Below are 18500 nucleotides of genomic sequence, written 5' to 3' on the forward strand. Positions count from 1 at the left end.
CATGGCAACGGCGCGATCCGTCATGTCTCGCCGGGCAGGCGGTACGCTCCGGGGTCGCGTGAGGCTGGACTCGGGACTTGCGCAGGCCCGGCCCCTGAAGCCGTGCCTTGGCAAGACGCAAGCGTCTTGCTCGGTATGATCGGCATCCTCCCCCTCCCTCTGACCGCCCCTCCCGGCGGACGACAGCAGTCTGTCGCATGAGGTTAATAATATTGTCCTCTACGGACGGTCAATAATTTTCTTTACCACAAGAGGGGGCTGGGCAAGATTCCAGGGCGACCACGTCGCAGGAAAAGGCATAGGCCGCAAAAGGTGGTCTCGATAAAATTTGTGATTACAAATACTTGCTAAACCTTTAGACTGCCTTGAAACCAGTCCTTCCAAGGTAAACATTATTACTGACTGTCTGCGCCGAGCAGTCGAGGAGTGCCGACCATGATCGCAGTGGATGTCTTTGAACCCATCGACCACGAATCGGTGGTCCAGATGGTCGTGGACAAGATCGAGACGATGATCGTGGACGGGGTGCTGAAGGGCGGCGCCCGCCTGCCCTCCGAACGCGAGATGGCCGACGCCTTCCACGTCTCGCGCCCGAAGCTGCGCGAGGCCCTGCAGATTCTCGAAAGCCGCAATCTCGTCACGGTCCGCCACGGCGACGGCACCTATATCGCCGAACTCACCGGACGGGCGATGTCGCCCGCGATGCTGGCCCTTTACGCGCGCCATGGCGAGGCGTTCCACGATTATCTGGAATACCGCCGCGAGCAGGAGGCATTCGCGACCCGCCTCGCCGCCCAACGCGCGACCGCGGCCGACAAAGAACGCCTGGCCGCGATCCGGGACGAGCTTCGGGCCGCCTGGAACGCCCAGGACCGCGAGGCCGAGCAGGAGGCCGATTTCCGGCTGCACAGCGCGGTCGTGGACGCCAGCCACAACACGACGCTGATCCACATGATGGCCTCGGTCTTCGACCTGACCCGGCGGGGCATCTTCTACAACCGCGACCTGCTGCGCAGCATCGACGGCACCGGCCGCAAGCTGCTGGACCAGCACCTCGCAATCATCGCGGCGATCGAGGCGGGCGACGCCGCCCTGGCCGACAACGCTGCCCGCGATCACCTGGATTTCGTCGAGCAGTCGATCCGCCTTGGCCGAGAACTGCAACGCCGCGAACGCCGTGCCCGGATGCGGCTCAACTCGGCGGAGTGACGGGAGGGGAAGCGGCTATTGGCACGGTGACGGCGCCGAAATGGGACACAGGCCGCAGAAGCGTGCCAGGATCGGTATGATAGGCAGAACCTGGCATTGATGATGGTCTGGGTCGCCTTCATCAATGCTGGTCTTGCCCCCGTTTCGCCGGACACTCAGGCGGTTGCGGTTTGACCTGCGATGAACTCGCGGGGTGAGCGCATCTTCAGCCCTGAGTGCGGGTAGTGTTCGTCGTCGTCGTTGATCCAGGCTCCGATCAATTCGAGAGCGGTCCGTGCATCGGGCGGCGGCGTTACCTGGACGTAGCCGCGCTTCAGCGTCTTCACGAAGGCCTCCGAGATGCCGTTGCTCTGCGGGCTTCGCACCGGGGTGAAGCAGGGCTTCAGGCCGAGTTGGCGGGCGAAGATCTGCGTATCCCTCGCGATGTAAGGCGAGCCGTTGTCGGACAGCATATCGATGACCGCAGGCGCACGGTATGTGCCGAACCGTCGCTCGACGGCCTCGAGCATCAGGTCCCGGATGGTGTGTGTGTTAGGCGGGGAATAAACACTGCTGGTTCACACCCCCAGAGGTCCTCCGGGGCTGCGGCAGTCTGCGTCAGATTTGCGGCATCCTCGTCGAGCGTCCGTTTCCAAAGGTGCCGCACTTCCAGCAAGCCTTCAGGGCTTGGCTTCCCCTCTCCGGCGTCGCCGCGGGTCGTTGGCCGGGCGGCAAGGCCCCGCACCTGACCTTACCCCGCTCAACTCCGAAGGCTCGATCTGATACACGCCAGTCTCATCCTTGAGCACGGAGAGGCGCCCGGATTTTGTGGCTTTCGAGATCGTCGCATTCGACTTTCCCGACGCTTTCGCAGCCGCGCCCAAGCTATACGCCAGAGGGTTCACCTCATTCAGGTTCCACACCTGTGAGACGTTTACTCTTCCCTGTTGACCGAGACAGGCTCAGGTTTATGGACCAAAACCAAGTGCAAGACTATCTTGTTTTCAGCTCAGGAGGTGCCCCATGCAGATGAACATCGCGGAGGCGAAGGCAAAGCTGTCGGAACTGATCGCCGCGGCCGAAAAGGGCGAGGAAGTCATCATCGCGCGCGGCGGCCAGCCGGCCGTGCGGCTGGTTTCGGTCCATCGGCCCACCGTGCGCATCGGAATCGGCGATGGACTGGTCAGCAGGGTGCCGGATTTCCTCGCCCCCATGTCCGAGAACGAGCTGAGGGATTGGGAGTGAGAGCGGTCCTGCTCGACACCCATACCCTCATCTGGAGCCTGGTCATGTCCTCGGAACTGAGTGCCACGGCGCGGGACGTGATGGAAGCGGCGGACGTGGCCTATGTTGCCCCGATCAGCTTCTACGAGATCACGCAGAAGCATCGGCTCGGGAAGTGGCCGGAGCTTGATCCCGTCATCGGCCAGCTTCTGCCGCTCTGGAGCGCGCAGGGCACCACGATCGCGCCCTGCACGGCCGAGATCGCGTTTCTGGCAGGGGCGATGCAGTGGAGCCACCGGGACCCGTTCGACCGGATGATCGCGGCAACCGCCATCGCCTTGGCTTGTCCCCTGATATCCAGGGACGCGGCGTTCGATGCTCTCGGCGGCTCCCCGGAATGGCACGGCCGGATCTGGGATGCGGCGTCCCTGCCCTCGCCCGCCTGACAAGGCTGGGTCGCGCCCACCTTGGGACTTCGCCGGTTGCGGCCAGCTTGGACAGGGCCGCGTCGGCACGCGGATCTCGATGGATGGGAAGGGCCGCTGCAACCGTCATGTTCTGGTTGTGAGCCCTGAGCCGGGAACGTTTTCACCCTCTCGCCCGTTTATTTTTCCAGATGATATCTTTACGTTTACCTTGAGGAGTTGATCGTGCCCAAACTTGCGCTGTACGTCCCATTGAAGGCCAAGGCCGGAAAAGAGAGCGATGTCGCCGATTTTCTCACCTCGGCGCTACCGCTCGTTCAAGCCGAGCCCGGTACCGTGACCTGGTATGCGATCCAGGAAGGCCCCGGTGCGTACGCGATCTTCGATACGTTCGACACAGAGGAAGATCGGCAGGCGCATCTTGACGGCAAGGTTGCCGCCGCACTGATGGACAAGGCGGATGAGCTGTTTTCCGAACCGCCACAAATCCATAAGCTCACCCTACTGGCAGCTAAATAGCAGAGTGCTCGACACCATTCCGTCGGGCCTTGAGCGAGTGGCAGATCGCCGCCCTACGGTGTGCCTTGATGTGCGTGCTATCGATCATGATGGTCTCGCGTTGGGCGCCCGGCTGGGCGAGCTCCACGAAGATCCGGTCGAAAACGCCCATCCGCGACCAGTGAAATTCAGGCCGCGCTGTCTCAAGACGATTTATGGGCCTGACCCTAGCCTCTGAAGGGTGAGCTTTCAGAAGCCACACAAACATTAGCGGAGCTGCGGGCGCCCACGCGTCATTGTACCTTAGTCAAGCAGGAGAAAGCCTATGCGCGCCGTCACTTTTCAAGGAACCGGCAAGGTCCAGGTCGACACTGTCGATGACCCGACCATCGAGGAAACGACCGACGTCGTGATCCGGGTCACTTCGACCGCGATCTGCGGGTCCGACCTGCATCTTTACGACGGCTTCGTGCCCGAGATGCGCAAGGGCGACATCCTGGGCCATGAATTCATGGGCGAGATCGTCGCGGTGGGCAGCGGCGTCAGCAAGCACAAGGTGGGCGACCGCGTCCTTGTGCCGTTCAACATTGCCTGCGGGCAATGCGCCTTCTGCCGCATGGACGCGTTCTCGCTGTGCGACAGCACCAACCCCGATCATGAAAAAGTCGAGGCGATGTATGGCCAGTCGGGCGGGGGCATGTTCGGCTATTCGCACCTGTTCGGCGGATACGCCGGCGGCCAGGCCGAACTGGTCCGTGTGCCGCACGCCGACGTGGGGCTGCTGGCTGTTCCCGAAAGCCTGCCCGACGAAAAGGTGCTGTTCCTGACCGACATCTTCCCAACCGGCTACCAGGCGGTCGAACAGATCGGCACCGGTCCGGGCGACATTGTGGCGGTCTGGGGCGCGGGGCCGGTGGGCCAGTTCGCTGTCCGCTCGGCGCTGATGCTGGGGGCGGAGCGCGTCTTCTCGCTGGACTTCGAAAAGGGTCGGCTGGCGCTGGCGCGCGAAGCGGGTGCCGAGACGATCGACCTGTCCGAACAGGACAGCTACGCGAGCCTGATGGAACTGACAGGCGGAAAGCTCCCAAATCGCTGCGTTGACGCCGTCGGGATGGAGGCACATGGCGCGTCGGTCATCGGTAATGTTTATGACAGGGTGAAGACGACGTTGATGATGGAAACCGACCGGCCGAACGCACTGCGCGATGCGATCATGTGCTGCCGCAAGGGCGGGGCAGTATCGATCCCTGGCGTCTATGCAGGATTGGTGGACAAGTTTCCCATCGGCGCGGCCTTCGGCAAGGGCCTGATGCTGCGGGGCGGGCAGACCAACACCCGCGCCTACATGGACCGCCTGCTAAAGCGGATCGAGGCTGGCGAGATCGATCCCAGCGTCATCATCACCCATCGTGGCACGCTCGAGGACGGTCCCAGCTTTTACGAGTCCTTCCGCGACAGGCGTTCGGAATGTGTCAAGTGCGTAATGACACCCTGAGGTATCGCTCCCGACAGATTACCCGGCGTCCTCCGCTTGTCGCGGTTGGCGTCGGGCTCGACCGTGCTGCCATCTGCCATTGATGAGCTCACCTGGCCCCACCTCGGCATAACGCCTGTACCACCAGGCCCATGCCGATCCGGCCGCTCGACAACGGGACCTACCAGATTTTGTGGCCGGGTTTTCACAGGTATCGACCGGTTCTGGAACGGCGTGTGCTGTCCCGCTTGACCATGCCACAACCCCCGCCAAAACCGAACAGGTTGTTAAAGGGTTTGGGCATGATCCTCGGTTATGCGCGGGTCTCCAGCGAAGATCAGCACCTCGATGCTCAGCTGGCAGTTTCTCGAGGCCGCCGGCGCGGGGCGCGTCTTTGCCGAGAAAGTCTCTGGCACCCGCCCGGCACGGCCGGACCGTGAGCGGCTGATCGACCAGCTGCGCCCCGGCGACGTGGTAATCGTGACCAAGTACGACCGGCTCAGCCGCTCGCTCCATGACCTTCTCGGGATCGTCGCCCGGATCCAGGCGGCGGGTGCAGGCTTCTTGGAGAGCGAGTAGAAGGGGTGCTCCATGTGCTGCATCACATCCTTGAGTACAGCGTCCGCCACGTCGCAGATGAACAGATCATGCTGCGGGTGCCGGTCAGGCAGAAGGGCAGGGAGCGGGTTCGTGGTTTCAGTTACCATGCTCGCATGGAGCGCATGCGTCCCTCCCTCGACCAAGGCATTCTCGAGCTGGACAACAACACCGCCGAACGCGGCATGCGCGCCATTGCCCTCGGGCGGAAGAATTACCTCTTCGTCGGCTCCGAAGCCGGTGGAAAGGCCGCCGCCATCGCTTACACCCTGATCGAGACGGCCAAACTGAACGGCGTCGATCCCCAGGTCTGGCTCGCCGATACCCTCGCGCGCCTGCCCGATCACAAGATCACCAGGATCGACGAACTGCTGCCCTGGAGGTGGGCCAACTTATGAGCATTCTCCGACTCACCGCCGTTCTGGACGACGTCACGCCCTGCGTCTCGCGGACCCTCATGGTGCCTTCGGATCTGCGCCTGGACCGTCTGCACCTTGTTCTTCAGGCGGCCATGGGCTGGGAGAACCAGCATCTCTACAGCTTTGAGGCAGGGTCCCGCCGATGGAGCCTGCCCGATCCCCACCTCGGGCTTGATGCCCTGCCGGCCAGCAAGGCCACCATACAACAGGCTCTCGCAGCCGCAGGGCACACTCCGCTCGTCTACACCTACGACTTCGGCGACGACTGGCGACATCAGCTGACCGCGGAGCTGACGGATGGCCCCCTGCCGGGCCAGCTCTATCCACGGCTGGTCCAAGCTGAAGGCCGCTGCCCGCCCGAGGACGTGGGAGGACCCCCAGGTTACCAGCACTTCCTCGAGGCAATCGCCGATCCCGGACACCCGGACCACGCTGAACTGACTGAGTGGCACAATGAGCCCTTCGACCCCTCAGTGCCAGACACCGACACGCATCAGCTCGAGCTGCTCAAGCTCGCCAAACGGTGGCAACCTCGGAAGAAGTAGGCGCCTACGCCGCTCGCGCACGGAGATCAGGCGGGAGATGGACCAGGTTCCCACTCTCCTGCACGTGTCGGCCGCCAAGGATGCCGGCTGCGCTTCGGTTTCCGCCCGACTCTCCAGAATCGTCGGGTTGATGTGCCCCTGGCCGATTGCCGCCTTGTAGTTCGCCCGCGTTTCCTCGAGGCGACGCATTGCGGTCCGGCGTCGCTCGACACGACCGCTGGCGTCCTTCGTCTGTTCCGCCAGGTGTCGCGCAAAGCGCCGCGGCGACTTCATGACGGCACAGGCTTCGCGCGAGTCCAGTGCCCGCTCTGGGCGTCGGCCGCAAGCCGTTGGCCGAAGTCTCCCTAACCGCGGCCAGAACTTCCCCGCGACGGTCCGAATTTCGCCAAGCCGCTTGATCCTGCACGCCTTTCCCGATAGTAAACCGAAACACTAAGGATTCGCAGCCGGTTCAGCCACGACGTCCGCCATTCCAGAGGGACATCATGCTGATCCGCACCTTGCTGCCGCTTGCGGGGGTCTCGACCCTTGCGCTCTTCACCCCTGTCCATGCACAGGACGCCGTCGGGACGTCAATCGTGCTGGATACCGTCACGCTGATCGCCGGCGGGGCCGAGAACATCGAGGCGACCGGCGGGGCCGTCGTCACCCGCGAGGATATCGAGGCGCTCGACCCCGCCGACAATTCCGAACTGTTCGCCCGCGAATCCGCCGTTTCGGTGTCGGGCGGTGCGGGGCCATCCAAACGCATCCACGTGTTCGGGATCGAACAGTCCAAGCTCGCGGTGACGGTCGACGGCGTGCCCCAGGGGCCGACGAACTGGCACCATACCGGCTCCAACGTGATCGACCCGGCTTTCCTGAAAACGGTCGAGGTCGAGGCGGGCGCGGCGGCCGCCGACGCAGGTTTTGCCGCCGGTGCGGGCGCGCTGCGCTATGAAACCGTGGGCGCGCGCGATCTGCTGCTGGACGGCCGGACCATCGGGGGGCGGGTTTCCGTCAGCCACGGCACCAATGGTCGAGGCTGGGGCGGCAGCCTGGCCGGATTTGGCGCAAGGGACGGCCTTGACTGGTTCGTGATGGTGCACGGGCAGGATGGCGAGAGCTACAAGTCAGGGAACGGCAAGACGATGCCCGGAACCGAACCCGCGGCGCACGGCGGCCTGATGAAGTTGGGTTACGAGGCCGATGGCCATCGGGTCGAACTGGCCTATGAGCACGCGCGCGACGAGGCCGACCGCGTCATCAAGATGAACATGGACCTGAACGGCGATACCACGGTCTTCCCGTTGAAAGTCACGCGCGATACGCTGAGCCTGACCTATCGCACCACCGCCCCCACCGACACCTGGGACCCGGAGCTGCGACTGTATCGCAGCGCCGCGGGCTACTGGCGGCCGAACTATGCGACCGGCGACCTCGGCGGCGGCGGCGACCGCATCAACGGCGACATGATGCTGGACCGCGACAGCTTCGGCGGGGTCGTGAAGAACACGTTCACCCTCCCGCAGGGGACGGTGACGGCCGGCATCGACTTTGCCCATGACGACTACCATGTCGACAATTATGGCGACCATTCCTCGGCGCAGCCGCGGGTGCGCGACTTCTCGACCCTGCAAGTCGGCGCCTTTGCCCAGGCCCGGGTCGAGTTCGACGGCGGCTTCGACCTGTCCACCGGGCTGCGCTATGATCATCACCGCCTTGCCGACTGGAACGGCGCGCGGTTCACCGATCAGGGCGCCAGCGCCAACGCCACGCTGTCCTATCGCATCACCGACGCGGTGGAACTGTTCGCCGGCGCTTCGCGCAGCTGGCTCGGGTTCGATGTAGGCGAATACGGGCTGCTCCACGCCCGCGACGCGGCCTTTGCGACCGACCCCGGATACGACCCGGCGACGGCGACGACCTACAAGCTGGGCCTGAACGCCAGCCACGACGACTGGCGGGCGGGGCTGACCTTCTTCGATATTCGTCTGGACGGGCTGGCCGAATATGACGTCGAGGCCGGCCTGCTGACCAACGGCGGCGAGGGGCGCAGCCGCGGATTTACCGTCAACGGCGCCTACGAGTGGGACACCGGCCGCATCGGCGCGACCTACACCCGGGCGGACGTGACGCGGGACGGAGAGATGGCGCTGCCCAGTGGCGGGACATTCATGCCGATCGGCAACATGGCGACGCTGTATGTCGATCAGGCGCTGCCGGCCCACAATCTCAAGCTGGGGGCCAGCCTCGAATGGGCGGGCAAGCTTTCGGACGAAGCGATGCGCGCGGCCGGCTTCGACGACCATGATAGCTATACGGTCGTGAACACCCATGCCGCATGGGCGCCGCCGCAGATGAACGGGGCGGCGATCCGGCTGGGCATCGATAACCTGTTCGACGAAAACTACTATGAGCGCAGCAGCTATGTCGCCCGCCAGGCCGGCACCCGCGACGTCCAGCCGGCGCTGGCACCCGGCCGCACGGTCACGCTGGGACTGACGATGGAGTTCTGAACCGGGGCCGGCGCGGGGTTGACCGTTCACGCCTGATGGTCCGCCGCGGACACGACGCGGCGGACGCGGCTGCACGCCTCGGCCCGCGCCCGGCATGGTGGCGCGCTGACGGGTGCCGCTCAGCCCTCGATCCAGACCAGCGGCTGTGGCGCCTCGCGGTGCGCAAAGCGCAAAAGGTGACCTTCCAACACGCCGCGGACGCGTTCGGCCGCGGCGGCGTCATCGGCGTCGATGGTCAGCACGATGCCGGTGCCATCGGTCGTCATCGTTCCAAGACCCGCGGGAAACGCGATCCGTGCGGCGCCGTCCGCCTGCTCGACGGTGACCTTGTGGGCGAAATGCTTCGCGGCTGTCTGGATGAGCGGCGCAGCGCGCTCGGTCGGCAGGTGAGAGATCAGGCGCATAGCGGGTGCTCCTCGGGGACAAGCCTCTCCATAGCAAAGCCTGAAAAAAATACAATGCTTTCTCTGGACGCGCGCTCGTTGCGCTGTTAATACCTGCCCGAACGCGTGAGCCAACCCACCGCCAGCGCCCTGACCGGAGCGATCGCATGCCGATCCCGACTACCGGCCGGCGCGGGCCGGCTTTTGCCCTGGCCCTGCTGATGGCCACGCCGCAGCTTCTTCATGCCGAGCCCGTGCAGACCGCCGCGGGTGTGACCGAGGTCAGTTCGGCCGCGCGCGTGGCTGTCATGGACGTGGCCGCGATCGACAGCCTGTCCGCCCTGGGTGTCACCCTGGTCGGCGCGCCGGCCAAGCTGTATGTCGATTACCTCGCCGACGTCGCCGCCGAGACGCCCGACATGGGCACGCTGTTCGAACCCGATCTCGAGGCGCTGGCCGCCGCCGACCCCGATCTCATCATCGTCGGCGGGCGGTCGGTGGCACAGAAGGACGCGCTGGCGCAGGTCGCGCCGGTCATCGACATGAGCATCGGACCCGACGTGCTGGCCGACACCCGCGCACGCCTGGCCGCTTACGGCGCGCTGTTCGGCAAGGCCGGGCGGGCGGCGGAACTGGACGCCGATCTGGATGCGCGTCTGGCCCGGCTGGCCGAGGCCGGCAAGGACAAGGGCAGCGGGCTGGTCGTCCTGACCAACGGTCCCAAGATGTCGGCCTATGGCAAGGGGTCGCGCTTTGGCTGGATCTTCGATGCCGCCGGGCTGACCGAGGCCGCGCCGGGGCTCAAGGTCGACACCCACGGCGCCGCGATCAGCCACGAATTCATCGCCGAGGCCAATCCCGACTGGCTGTTCGTCATCGACCGCGGCGCCGCTGTCGGAGATTCCGGCGCCAGCGCGCAAGCCACGCTCGATACGCCGCTGGTCGCGGGGACCAGGGCGTGGACATCGGGGCAGGTGGTCTACCTGGACCCGACGCCGCTTTACATCGCGGGCGGCGGCTACACCGCGATGACGCGCGCCATCGATCAGCTGACCGAGGCCCTGTCCAGGTGAGCCTGCCGCTGACGCTGGTGTCGGTCGCGCTGGTGCCGCTGACGCTCGCAAGCCTGGCGACGGGTGCGGCGGATGTCGATCTGATGTCCGCTGCCCACGATCCGCAGGCCGCGCTGGTGCTGATGCAGTCGCGCCTGCCGCGCACCCTGGCGGTCGTGCTGACCGGGGCGGCGCTGGCCCTGGCGGGGGTGCTGGTCCAGTCGCTGGTCCGCAACCGCTTCGTCGGCCCCGACACGACCGGCACCGCCGAGGGCGCCGCGCTCGGGCTGCTGGCGATGACGATCTACGCCCCGGCGGCACCGGTCTGGGTCAAGATGCTGGTGGCGAGCCTTGCCGCGCTCGGCACGACCGCCCTGTTTCTAACCATCATCCGCCGGCTGCCCGCCCGCGAGATCATGCTGGTGCCGATCACCGGGCTGGTCGTGTCCGGCGTCCTGGGCGCGGTGGTAAGCTTTCTTGCCTGGCAGGCCGACCTGATCCAGCAGATCGGCATCTGGCTGGGCAGCGGCGAATTTTCCGGCGTGCTCGCGGGCCGTTACGAGCTGTTGTGGCTCGCCGGAGCGGCCGCCGGCCTGGCGTGGTTCTCGGCCGACCGGTTCGCGATCCTCGCGCTGGGGGACGGCGTGGCGACCGGGCTGGGCCTGGACACCGCGGCGGTGATGCGGCTGGGGCTGCTGGTCGTCGCCGTCGTGACCGCCACGGTCGTGGCCACGGTGGGGATGGTGCCGTTCCTTGGCCTTGTGGTGCCCAACATCGTCGCGCGCATCATGGGCGACAACCTGCGCGCCTCGTTGCCGCTGGTCGCCGCCGCCGGCGCCGCGCTGCTGTTGGCCTGCGACCTTGCGGCGCGGCTGCTGGTCAGACCCTACGAACTGCCGGTCGGGATGATCCTCGGCGTGGTCGGATCGCTGCTGTTTCTGACGCTGCTTCATCTCAGGCCGGCGCGTGGATAGGGAAACGCGGATGCTCTGGGTGCTTGCCGGGCTGCTGGCGGTCGCCTGCACGGTCTGGATGTTCCAGGGCCTGGGCGACACGCGGCGCGGCTTTCTGCTGGGCCTGCGCGGCACGCGGCTGGCGGGCCTGCTGATCCTCGGCACGGCGACCGGAGTGGCAACCGTGCTGTTCCAGACCATCGCTGCCAACCGCATCCTGACACCGTCGATGATGGGTTTCGATTCCCTGTTCGGCCTCGTGCAGGTGGCGCTGGTCGCGGCCGTGGGCGCTGGCGGGCTGTCCACGCTGGACGGCGTCGCCCGTTTCTGGCTGGCGCTTGGCGCGATGCTGGTGCTGGCGCTGCTGCTGTTCGCGCCGCTGCTGGGCCGCGGCGGCCGTGACGTGCCGCGCATGATCCTGACCGGCCTGATCCTGGGCGTGTTGTTCCGGTCGCTGGCGGGCTTCATGACCCGCGTCATGGACCCCAACGCCTTCGCGGTGGTGCAAGGCCTGTCGGCCGCGAGCCTGACGCGCATCGACCCTGCCGTGCTGCCCTGGGCCGGCGCGATCACGGCCTCGTCGGGCATCGCGGCGCTGGTCCTGGCGCCGCAGTTGGACGTGCTGGCCCTGGGGCGCAGTTCCGCGGTGTCGCTGGGGCTGCGGGTCCGGGCGATGACGCTGGGCGGCCTGGCGCTGGTGGCGCTGATGACCGCGGCCGGCACCGCGATGGCGGGCTCGGTCGCCGCAGGCAGCCCGATCGGGGGATCGGCGGCATTCTTCGGGCTGATCGCCGCGGGCCTGGCCCGTGGCCTGACCGGCAGCGTGCGCCACGCGGCCCTGGTCCCCGGCGCGGCTCTGTCGGCCGCGCTGGTGATGGTCATCGGCCAGGTGGTGTTCGAGCGCGTCCTGGGTCTCGCCGGCACCCTGTCCGTCGTGATCGAGTTCGTGGGCGGGCTTTTCTTCCTGTATCTGCTGCTGAAGGGACGGTTGAGATGATCGAGGTTCAGGGGGTCACCCACGCCATCGGTCCCGCGGCGATCCTGCGCGACATCGACCTGGCGCTGCCGCGCGGTGCGCTGACGGCGCTGATCGGCCCCAATGGCGCCGGCAAGTCGACGCTGCTGCGGCTGATCGGCCGGCTCGAGCCCTTGCAGCGGGGGCGGATCTGCGTCGATGGCCAGGACATCACCCGCACGCCGACCGCCGATCTGGCCCGGAGGCTGGCGATCCTGGGCCAGAACACCGGCATCGCCAGCCGGCTGCGGGTGCGCGAGTTGGTCTCGTTCGGGCGATGGCCGCATTGTCATGGCCGGCCCACGCCGCGCGACCGGTCCGCCGTGGCGGCGGCGCTGCAGATGTTCGATCTGGAGCCGCTGGCCGACCGCTTTCTGGACGAGCTGTCCGGCGGTCAGGCGCAGCGCGCCCGTGTCGCGATGACCGTGGCGCAAGAGACCGACTGGCTGCTGCTGGACGAGCCGCTGAACAATCTCGACCTGGCCCACGCCCGCAGCCTTCTCGCGCAGGTGGCTGCGATGGCGGGGCAGGGGGGGCGCGGCGCGGTGATCGTCCTGCACGACATCAACCACGCCGCCGCCTGGGCCGATCATGTGGTGGCGCTGAAGCATGGCAGGGTTCATGCCCAGGGGCCCGCCGACGCAGTGCTGACTGAGCGGGTCCTGTCAGAGCTTTACGAGACCAAGCTGTCCGTCGTGCAGCATGCCGGCCGGCCCCTGGTGCTGCATCACCACGCGGCCTGACGCCGCAGTAGCGTGCGTACTGCATCCGGCGCCGCCCTTGCCGGGCGGCGCCGGGTCGTTCCGGCTCAGGTCGCGCGGGCGGGCTGGGCCGCGCGGCGGCCGAGCGCGGCATAGACCGCCGCCGCCACCACGAAGGTGACCGGCGCCGAGAAGGTCGCGAGACTGCCGCCGGCGAAATGCAGCGCCAGCCCCGCGGCCGCGGCGACCAGCCAGGCGGTCAGCCCGGTCGGGTTCACCGCGCGGGTGTCGCGCAGCCGAAAGCTCACCCGGTCATGGGCCGCGCCCTCGGCGCCCTCGGTCAGGATGTGGACCAGCGCCAGCCCGACCCAGGCCACCACGAAGATCCCCTGGTAGGCCAGCGCCTGCAGGATATAGGCGAACACGTCGGCCAGCATCAGCACATAGCAGATCACGCCGACGACGCAGGCCCAGAACACCTTGGGCAGTTCACCCGGAAGACGGTCTGGGCAAAGCTCTCCATGTTGACGGCGGCCAGGTAGTAGTTCGCGGTGTTGATCCGGGTCTGCGAGATCCAGACGAAGGCCAGCCCGGCCAGCCCCATCAGCTGGATCAGCGCCAGCACGACCGAGACCTCGCTGACCCCGCCCTCGGTCGGCAGGCTCGCGGCCAGGAAGATGTCGGCGAGGCCGTTCAGCAGGAACGCCACCAGGTAGAACGGCGCCCGAAGTTGAAGCGGACGTGATAGTCCTCGCCTTGCCGAAGCGGGCATAGTCATAGGTGAACATCATCAGGATCCAGACGCCCATGAACGCCACGAAGCAGTCCCACCAGCCGGTCGCCGGGGCGCCGCCCTCGGGGCCGAGGCTCAGCCAGGCGCTGGAATAGCCGTATTCGGCGATCGCCAGCACCACCGCGGCGATCAGCCCGATCAGGTAGAACGGCAGCAGCACCCCGTTCAGCTTGTCCAGCCAGTTCTGGATCGACCCGAAGATCAGCAGCACCGAGTAGACCACCACGATCAGCGCCGCGATCGGATAGCCGAGCCCGGCATAGCCTTGCAGCGCCAGCGCGATGACCGAGCCCTCGAACACCGCGTAATAGATGGCGGTGGCGAAGAAGATCAGCGTGGCGATCGCCGCGCCGGTGCGCCCCAGCAGGATGCGCGAGAACAGTGACACCGACAGCCCGGTGCGGATGGCGTGCCGCACCAGCACCGCGTTGACCGCGGCATAGGCGATCACCGACAGGACCAGCCCGATGATCGCGTTGACCGAACCATAGGCGAGCGCCAGCGTGGCCGACACCACCAGATAGAACATCGCCGAACAGACCGACCACCAGGCCATGGTCCTCGAAGATGAGGCCATGGTCCTCGAGGATGCGGGCCACGGCTTCGGCGATTTCGACATCACCGCGACGGTGACGATCAAGGGCGACAACTGCCACATCGAGATCGCCTCGCCGCCGCAGGTGCCCTATTTTATCAACAGCTACGAGGGGAACAGCCATTCGGGCGTCTATCTGAGGCTGATGATGTTCGCCCAGCTGCCGCCGCCCTATAACGAGGGGCTGTATCGCTGCGTGACGACCGACATGGGCCCCAAGGGGACGCTGTGCAACGCCAAGTCGCCGGCCCCGCAAATGAACTGCACCACCACGCCGATGGAGACGCTGACCGACGCGGTGCGGCTGGCCTTCGAACAGGCGGCTCCGGCCAAGGTCTCGGCCAGCTGGGGCCATGCGAACGGCTGCAACATCGCCGGCTGGGACACGCGCCACGACGAGGAATACGTGACGATGGTGCTGGCCTCGATCATCTCGGGGGCGGGCGCCACGGCCAGCCAGGACGGCTGGCACGCCTGCGGGCCGGAATGCTGCTTTGGGGCGCTGACCTCGGGCGACATCGAGATGCTGGAGCACAGCTATCCGATCATCATCCACCGCTATTCGCTGATGGAGGACTCGGGCGGCGCCGGCAAGAACCGCGGCGGCTCGGGCACCTGCTGGGAGGTCGAGCCGATGGACAGCCCGATGACGCTGATCACCTTTGGCGAGGGCCGGCGCATCCCGGCGATGGGCGCCGCGGGGGCGCGGTCGGACATGGTGTCGCCCAAGGTCGGCGAGACCCGGATCATCACCGAGAACGTCATCGAGACGATCCAGCCCGGCGAACGCGCCGCCAACAAGAACCCCGGCGGCGGCGGCTATGGCGATCCCTATGAACGCGAGATTGCCCGCGTGGTCGAGGACGTCCGCAACGGCCTCGTCAGCATCGAGGGCGCGCGGCGCGACTATGGCGTGGTCATCACCGACCCCGCCGCGCTGACCGTGGACGAGGCCGAGACGGCGCGGCTGCGCGCCGCCTGATCCTCATTCGTGCAGACATTTCCCCGGGCTGTGTCCGGGGGGCGCTGACAGCCCCCCGCGCGGCCGCCCGGACCAGGACAAGGGTTCCAGATCATGCAAAACCAGTATCGTCTCGGCATCGACGCCGGCGGCACCTTCACCGACTTCATCCTCGCCGACCGCAAGGGCGACGTGCGCATCTTCAAGGCGCTGTCCACCCCCACGCGCCCGACCGAGGCCATCCGCAACGGCCTCAAGGTGATCGAGGAGGAAACCGGGCTTTCCCCCGAAACCATCGTCACGAACGCCGATCTGTGCATCAACGGCACCACCGTGGGCCTGCTGAACGCGGCCAAGAACCGGTTCTTGGTCCGCGCCACCCACGGGCTGCAGCGGGCGATGCTGATCCTCGGGCCGACCACGCTGATGGAACCCGCGCGGGTCGCCGACGCCCATCGCGAACACGGCGCCGTGCTGGACGCGCTGACCGCCCGCGACGGCGAACGGGCCGAGGCCCGGATGCGCGCCCATATCGAGGCCGCCCAGCAGGTCCGGCTGAAATCGTTGCGCCAATCAGCGGCGACCCCGGGCCCCGAGACTGATCCCGGCCGGCAAGACGCGGGCGGCACGCATCGCTAAGCCTGCGGCGACGGCGGTGCGGGGCATCTGCCGCCGCCGCTGCGGGCCGCGCCGTCAGGCCCCACTGGCGCGCCCCGGCGTTTGCCCGTAAGCGGTCGGGGCACCAGCCGACCCCGGGGGAAACCATGTATACCGTCAGCCTCATGGCCGCGCCGACGCGGGCCGATCTCGGGGACGAGACCATCATCGGGCTGCAGCGCCGCTGGGATGGCGGCCACGCGATCTGGCTGGACCGCGGCACCGCGGCCGAGTTCCCGATCCCGGACCTTCCCGCCGATGTCGAGGCGGTCCGCGCCGACCTGGACGCCCGCGGTCTCGACCTGGCAGTCCAGCCAACGGCCAACCGGCGCAAGGCGGTGCTGCTCGCGGACATGGATTCGACCATGATCGGGCAGGAATGCATCGACGAACTGGCCGACGTGGCGGGCGTCGGCCCCCGCGTCGCCGCCATCACCGCCCGGGCGATGAACGGCGAGCTGAACTTTCACGAGGCACTGCTGGAACGCGTCGCGCTGCTGGCCGGGCTGCCCGACAGCGTCATCGCCGAGGTGCTGGCAAGCCGCATCACGCTCGCCGCCGGCGGCCCGACCCTGGTCGCGACGATGAAGGCGAACGGCGCCTGGACGGCGCTGGTGTCGGGCGGCTTCACCGATTTCACCGGCCCGGTCGCCGCCCGCATCGGCTTTGACGAACAGCGCGCCAACGTGCTGCTGTCGGGCGAGGACGGGCGGCTGAGCGGCCATGTCGGCCTGCCGATCCTGGGCCGCGCAGCCAAGGTCGAGGCGCTGGAACAGATCACCGCCGCCCGCGGCCTGACCCCCGCCGACGCCATCGCGGTGGGAGACGGGGCGAACGACCTGGGGATGCTGCAACTGGCCGGCACCGGCGTCGCCCTGCACGCAAAGCCTGTGGTGGCGGCGCAGGCCCCGATCCGCATCAACCACGGCGACCTGACCGCGCTGCTGTATCTGCAGGGCTATGGCCGCGACGAGTTCGTGGCGCCGTAGTCCTCCCACAGCCAGGCGGTTTCGCGCAAGCGCCCGCCGGTGACCTCGGCCCATTGCGTCGTCACGGGGCGGCCGCCCAGGCGGCGATAGAACGCGGCGGCGCGGTCATTGCCTGCGATCACCCTCAGCCCGAACGGGGCCATGCCGCGGGCCGCGAGACCGGCGGCGGCGGGGTGGAACAGCTGCCGCCCCAGGCCCTGCCGAACGCAGTCGGGATGCACATACAGCGCCCTGATCTCGCCCCTCGCGCCCAGCCCGCCCAGCGTGTCATCCCGCGGCGCCCCGGTGCTGACGAAGCCCGCGATCCGGCCCGCGAGCTCGGTCACGTGATGGGCGCCGTCGGTGCCCTCGCTCAGCATCGCGCGCCAGCGGGGAACCTGTCGCGCGAGCGTCATCTGCGCCAGCAGCGCCTCGGGGATCAGGCCGGGATAGGTCGCCCGCCACGCCGCCACCTGCACCGCCGCGATCTGCGCCGCGTCGCCCGGGACGGCCCTCCGGATCACGGCGCCAGCGCCGCCACCGTGTCCGCGGCCGGCCGGAGAATCGCGCGGGCGCAGCCGGTCCCGGCCCAGTGGGCGCCATAGCCGCTTTCCCCGGCCCCGACCGCGGCGGCGTTCAGCGCCTTGCCGGCGTCATAGGTCATCGGATAGCCCGGCGTCCCGTCATCGGGAACGGCGGTGAACAGATTGGTGCAGCACCGCGCCGGACGGCCAGAGATCGCCGCGGTCATCACCGTCTCGCCCCCCGCCAGCGCCGCCCGGTGGGCCGGGGGCGAGGCCGCTTCGGGCGCCAGCAGAAAGGCGGTCCCGCATTGCACCGCCACCGCCCCCACCGCCAGCGCCGCGCGGGGATCGGCGGCGTCCATGATCCCGCCCGCCGCGATCACCGGCAGGCCCAGCCCGGCCAGCTGGCGCACCAGATCCAGCGTCGGCAGCCGCTCGTCGTCCGCCGCGGGGTCGAAGACGCCGCGATGCCCGCCCGCCTGCCAGCCCTGGGCGACGACCGCATCCAGCCCGGCCGCCCGGACCGCGCGCGCCTCGGCCAGGCAGGTGGCCGTGGCGGCCAGAACCGCTCCGGTGGCCCGCAACGCCCGGATCTGGTCGGCGCGCGGCAGGCCGAAGTGAAAGCTGACCAGCGCCGGACGGGCCTCGACGAGAGCGGCCAGCATCGCGTCATTGTCGATGAAGCTGGGATAGATGTCGGTGAGGATCCGCGGCGGATCGGCCCCGAAGCGCGCGAAATGCGGCGCCAGCCGGTCGAGCCAGCGGGCCTCGGCCCCCGGGTCGCGCGGCGTCGGCCGGTGGCAGAACAGGTTCACCCCGAACGCCCGGTCGGTCAGCGCCGCCGTCCCTGCCATCGCCTGCGCCGCCTGCGCGACGCTCATCGCACCCAGACCCAGGCAGCCGAGCCCGCCCGCCCCGGACACCGCCGCCGCCAGCGCCGGGGTCGAGGTCCCCGCCATGGGCGCCTGGATCACCGGGACGCGCATCCCCAGGCGTTCGGTCAGGTTCATCGCGTGCTCCTCCGCTGTCT

The 18500-nt window shown here is 67.8% G+C and carries 19 protein-coding genes and 3 pseudogenes; 16 read left to right on the forward strand and 6 right to left on the reverse strand.

What is annotated here, in order from left to right:
- Window positions 1-435: 435 nt before the first annotated feature.
- Window positions 436-1209 (forward strand): FadR/GntR family transcriptional regulator, encoded by a 774-nt coding sequence (locus tag IC63_RS07685; protein WP_036718759.1) that lies wholly within the window; start codon window positions 436-438, stop codon window positions 1207-1209.
- A 155-nt stretch (window positions 1210-1364) separates the two neighbouring features.
- Here IC63_RS07685 and IC63_RS07690 read toward each other — a convergent pair.
- Window positions 1365-1730: pseudogene (locus tag IC63_RS07690) on the reverse strand (integrase core domain-containing protein); the annotation flags it as partial.
- Between the two features lie 481 nt (window positions 1731-2211).
- Here IC63_RS07690 and IC63_RS07695 point away from each other — a divergent pair.
- The 3 genes from IC63_RS07695 (at window position 2212) to IC63_RS07705 (ending at window position 3356) form a co-directional block, all read left to right on the forward strand.
- Complete coding sequence (locus IC63_RS07695) at window positions 2212-2433, forward strand: type II toxin-antitoxin system Phd/YefM family antitoxin (protein ID WP_036718705.1); 222 nt, start codon at window positions 2212-2214, stop codon at window positions 2431-2433.
- Complete coding sequence (locus IC63_RS07700; protein ID WP_036718707.1) at window positions 2430-2858, forward strand: type II toxin-antitoxin system VapC family toxin; 429 nt, start codon at window positions 2430-2432, stop codon at window positions 2856-2858. The genes IC63_RS07695 and IC63_RS07700 overlap by 4 nt, the downstream gene beginning before the upstream one ends.
- Before the next feature lie 204 nt (window positions 2859-3062).
- Entirely contained in the window at window positions 3063-3356 is a 294-nt protein-coding gene (locus IC63_RS07705; protein WP_036718763.1) for a putative quinol monooxygenase, read from the forward strand.
- Window positions 3357-3402: 46 nt separating this feature from the next.
- On the opposite strand, the pseudogene IC63_RS18050 reads toward IC63_RS07705, so the two are convergent.
- Window positions 3403-3516: pseudogene (locus IC63_RS18050) on the reverse strand (IS5/IS1182 family transposase); the annotation flags it as partial.
- A gap of 144 nt (window positions 3517-3660) precedes the next feature.
- Here IC63_RS18050 and IC63_RS07715 point away from each other — a divergent pair.
- The 5 genes and pseudogenes from IC63_RS07715 (at window position 3661) to IC63_RS07735 (ending at window position 8868) form a co-directional block, all read left to right on the forward strand.
- Complete coding sequence (locus tag IC63_RS07715) at window positions 3661-4830, forward strand: zinc-dependent alcohol dehydrogenase (RefSeq protein ID WP_036718712.1); 1170 nt, start codon at window positions 3661-3663, stop codon at window positions 4828-4830.
- Between the two features lie 294 nt (window positions 4831-5124).
- Window positions 5125-5388 (forward strand): recombinase family protein, encoded by a 264-nt coding sequence (locus tag IC63_RS07720; protein ID WP_052041978.1) that lies wholly within the window; start codon window positions 5125-5127, stop codon window positions 5386-5388.
- 131 nt (window positions 5389-5519) lie between these two features.
- Window positions 5520-5804: pseudogene (locus IC63_RS07725) on the forward strand (transposase domain-containing protein); the annotation flags it as partial.
- Complete coding sequence (locus tag IC63_RS07730; RefSeq protein ID WP_036718715.1) at window positions 5801-6370, forward strand: plasmid pRiA4b ORF-3 family protein; 570 nt, start codon at window positions 5801-5803, stop codon at window positions 6368-6370. The pseudogene IC63_RS07725 and the gene IC63_RS07730, both read left to right, overlap by 4 nt.
- Before the next feature lie 485 nt (window positions 6371-6855).
- Window positions 6856-8868 carry a TonB-dependent receptor domain-containing protein gene (locus IC63_RS07735; protein WP_036718717.1) on the forward strand — a complete coding sequence of 671 codons (2013 nt, stop codon included), beginning with the start codon at window positions 6856-6858 and terminating at the stop codon, window positions 8866-8868.
- Between the two features lie 119 nt (window positions 8869-8987).
- On the opposite strand, the gene IC63_RS07740 is transcribed toward IC63_RS07735, so the two are convergent.
- Window positions 8988-9272: a DUF2218 domain-containing protein gene (locus IC63_RS07740; RefSeq protein ID WP_036718720.1), complete on the reverse strand. Its 285-nt coding sequence runs from the start codon at window positions 9270-9272 to the stop codon at window positions 8988-8990.
- 146 nt (window positions 9273-9418) lie between these two features.
- Here IC63_RS07740 and IC63_RS07745 point away from each other — a divergent pair, with 146 nt between their 5' ends.
- From IC63_RS07745 to IC63_RS07760, 4 genes are read left to right on the forward strand one after another with little or no spacing between them, the layout of a single operon-like run.
- Entirely contained in the window at window positions 9419-10324 is a 906-nt protein-coding gene (locus IC63_RS07745) for a siderophore ABC transporter substrate-binding protein (RefSeq protein ID WP_084115625.1), read from the forward strand.
- Window positions 10321-11277: an iron chelate uptake ABC transporter family permease subunit gene (locus tag IC63_RS07750; RefSeq protein ID WP_408633548.1), complete on the forward strand. Its 957-nt coding sequence runs from the start codon at window positions 10321-10323 to the stop codon at window positions 11275-11277. The genes IC63_RS07745 and IC63_RS07750 overlap by 4 nt, the downstream gene beginning before the upstream one ends.
- Window positions 11278-11287: 10 nt before the next feature.
- Entirely contained in the window at window positions 11288-12253 is a 966-nt protein-coding gene (locus IC63_RS07755) for an iron chelate uptake ABC transporter family permease subunit (RefSeq protein WP_036718723.1), read from the forward strand.
- Complete coding sequence (locus tag IC63_RS07760) at window positions 12250-13014, forward strand: iron ABC transporter ATP-binding protein (protein WP_036718724.1); 765 nt, start codon at window positions 12250-12252, stop codon at window positions 13012-13014. Before IC63_RS07755 ends, IC63_RS07760 begins: the two co-directional genes overlap by 4 nt.
- A 65-nt stretch (window positions 13015-13079) precedes the next feature.
- Here the strand turns inward: IC63_RS07760 and IC63_RS07765 are convergent, their stop codons facing one another.
- A complete protein-coding gene (locus IC63_RS07765) occupies window positions 13080-14321 on the reverse strand; it encodes an allantoin permease (protein ID WP_198026277.1) in 1242 nt (413 codons plus the stop codon).
- On the opposite strand from IC63_RS07765, the gene IC63_RS07770 reads away from it, so the two are divergent.
- From IC63_RS07770 to serB, 3 genes are all read left to right on the forward strand, one after another.
- Entirely contained in the window at window positions 14320-15342 is a 1023-nt protein-coding gene (locus IC63_RS07770; protein WP_232222545.1) for a hydantoinase B/oxoprolinase family protein, read from the forward strand. The genes IC63_RS07765 and IC63_RS07770 overlap by 2 nt on opposite strands.
- A gap of 93 nt (window positions 15343-15435) precedes the next feature.
- Window positions 15436-15960, forward strand: a complete 525-nt coding sequence (locus IC63_RS16955) for a hydantoinase/oxoprolinase N-terminal domain-containing protein (RefSeq protein ID WP_052041982.1) — start codon at window positions 15436-15438, stop codon at window positions 15958-15960.
- 125 nt (window positions 15961-16085) lie between these two features.
- A complete protein-coding gene (gene serB, locus IC63_RS07780) occupies window positions 16086-16967 on the forward strand; it encodes a phosphoserine phosphatase SerB (RefSeq protein WP_036718725.1) in 882 nt (293 codons plus the stop codon).
- On the opposite strand, the gene IC63_RS07785 is transcribed toward serB, so the two are convergent.
- Both IC63_RS07785 and IC63_RS07790 read right to left on the reverse strand, forming a co-directional pair.
- On the reverse strand, window positions 16937-17470 hold the full coding sequence (locus tag IC63_RS07785; protein ID WP_036718726.1) for a GNAT family N-acetyltransferase: 534 nt from the start codon (window positions 17468-17470) through the stop codon (window positions 16937-16939). The two genes, serB and IC63_RS07785, sit on opposite strands and share 31 nt — an antisense overlap.
- Entirely contained in the window at window positions 17467-18480 is a 1014-nt protein-coding gene (locus tag IC63_RS07790) for an NAD(P)H-dependent flavin oxidoreductase (protein WP_036718728.1), read from the reverse strand. The genes IC63_RS07785 and IC63_RS07790 overlap by 4 nt, the downstream gene beginning before the upstream one ends.
- Window positions 18481-18500: the final 20 nt, after the last annotated feature.

The organism is Paracoccus sphaerophysae, assembly GCF_000763805.1.
Classification (GTDB): domain Bacteria; phylum Pseudomonadota; class Alphaproteobacteria; order Rhodobacterales; family Rhodobacteraceae; genus Paracoccus; species Paracoccus sphaerophysae.

Excerpts from the sequence above, each read along its gene's own strand:
- IC63_RS07685 (WP_036718759.1), top strand. The coding sequence starts at position 436 with ATGATCGCAGTGGATGTCTTTGAACCCATCGACCACGAATCGGTGGTC.
- IC63_RS07695 (WP_036718705.1), top strand. The coding sequence starts at position 2,212 with ATGCAGATGAACATCGCGGAGGCGAAGGCAAAGCTGTCGGAACTGATC.
- IC63_RS07715 (WP_036718712.1), top strand. The coding sequence starts at position 3,661 with ATGCGCGCCGTCACTTTTCAAGGAACCGGCAAGGTCCAGGTCGACACT.
- IC63_RS07720 (WP_052041978.1), top strand. The coding sequence starts at position 5,125 with ATGCGCGGGTCTCCAGCGAAGATCAGCACCTCGATGCTCAGCTGGCAG.
- IC63_RS07730 (WP_036718715.1), top strand. The coding sequence starts at position 5,801 with ATGAGCATTCTCCGACTCACCGCCGTTCTGGACGACGTCACGCCCTGC.
- IC63_RS07735 (WP_036718717.1), top strand. The coding sequence starts at position 6,856 with ATGCTGATCCGCACCTTGCTGCCGCTTGCGGGGGTCTCGACCCTTGCG.
- IC63_RS07740 (WP_036718720.1), bottom strand. The coding sequence starts at position 9,272 with ATGCGCCTGATCTCTCACCTGCCGACCGAGCGCGCTGCGCCGCTCATC.
- IC63_RS07745 (WP_084115625.1), top strand. The coding sequence starts at position 9,419 with ATGCCGATCCCGACTACCGGCCGGCGCGGGCCGGCTTTTGCCCTGGCC.
- IC63_RS07755 (WP_036718723.1), top strand. The coding sequence starts at position 11,288 with ATGCTCTGGGTGCTTGCCGGGCTGCTGGCGGTCGCCTGCACGGTCTGG.
- IC63_RS07760 (WP_036718724.1), top strand. The coding sequence starts at position 12,250 with ATGATCGAGGTTCAGGGGGTCACCCACGCCATCGGTCCCGCGGCGATC.
- IC63_RS07770 (WP_232222545.1), top strand. The coding sequence starts at position 14,320 with ATGGTCCTCGAAGATGAGGCCATGGTCCTCGAGGATGCGGGCCACGGC.
- IC63_RS07765 (WP_198026277.1), bottom strand. The coding sequence starts at position 14,321 with ATGGCCTGGTGGTCGGTCTGTTCGGCGATGTTCTATCTGGTGGTGTCG.
- IC63_RS16955 (WP_052041982.1), top strand. The coding sequence starts at position 15,436 with ATGCAAAACCAGTATCGTCTCGGCATCGACGCCGGCGGCACCTTCACC.
- serB (WP_036718725.1), top strand. The coding sequence starts at position 16,086 with ATGTATACCGTCAGCCTCATGGCCGCGCCGACGCGGGCCGATCTCGGG.
- IC63_RS07790 (WP_036718728.1), bottom strand. The coding sequence starts at position 18,480 with ATGAACCTGACCGAACGCCTGGGGATGCGCGTCCCGGTGATCCAGGCG.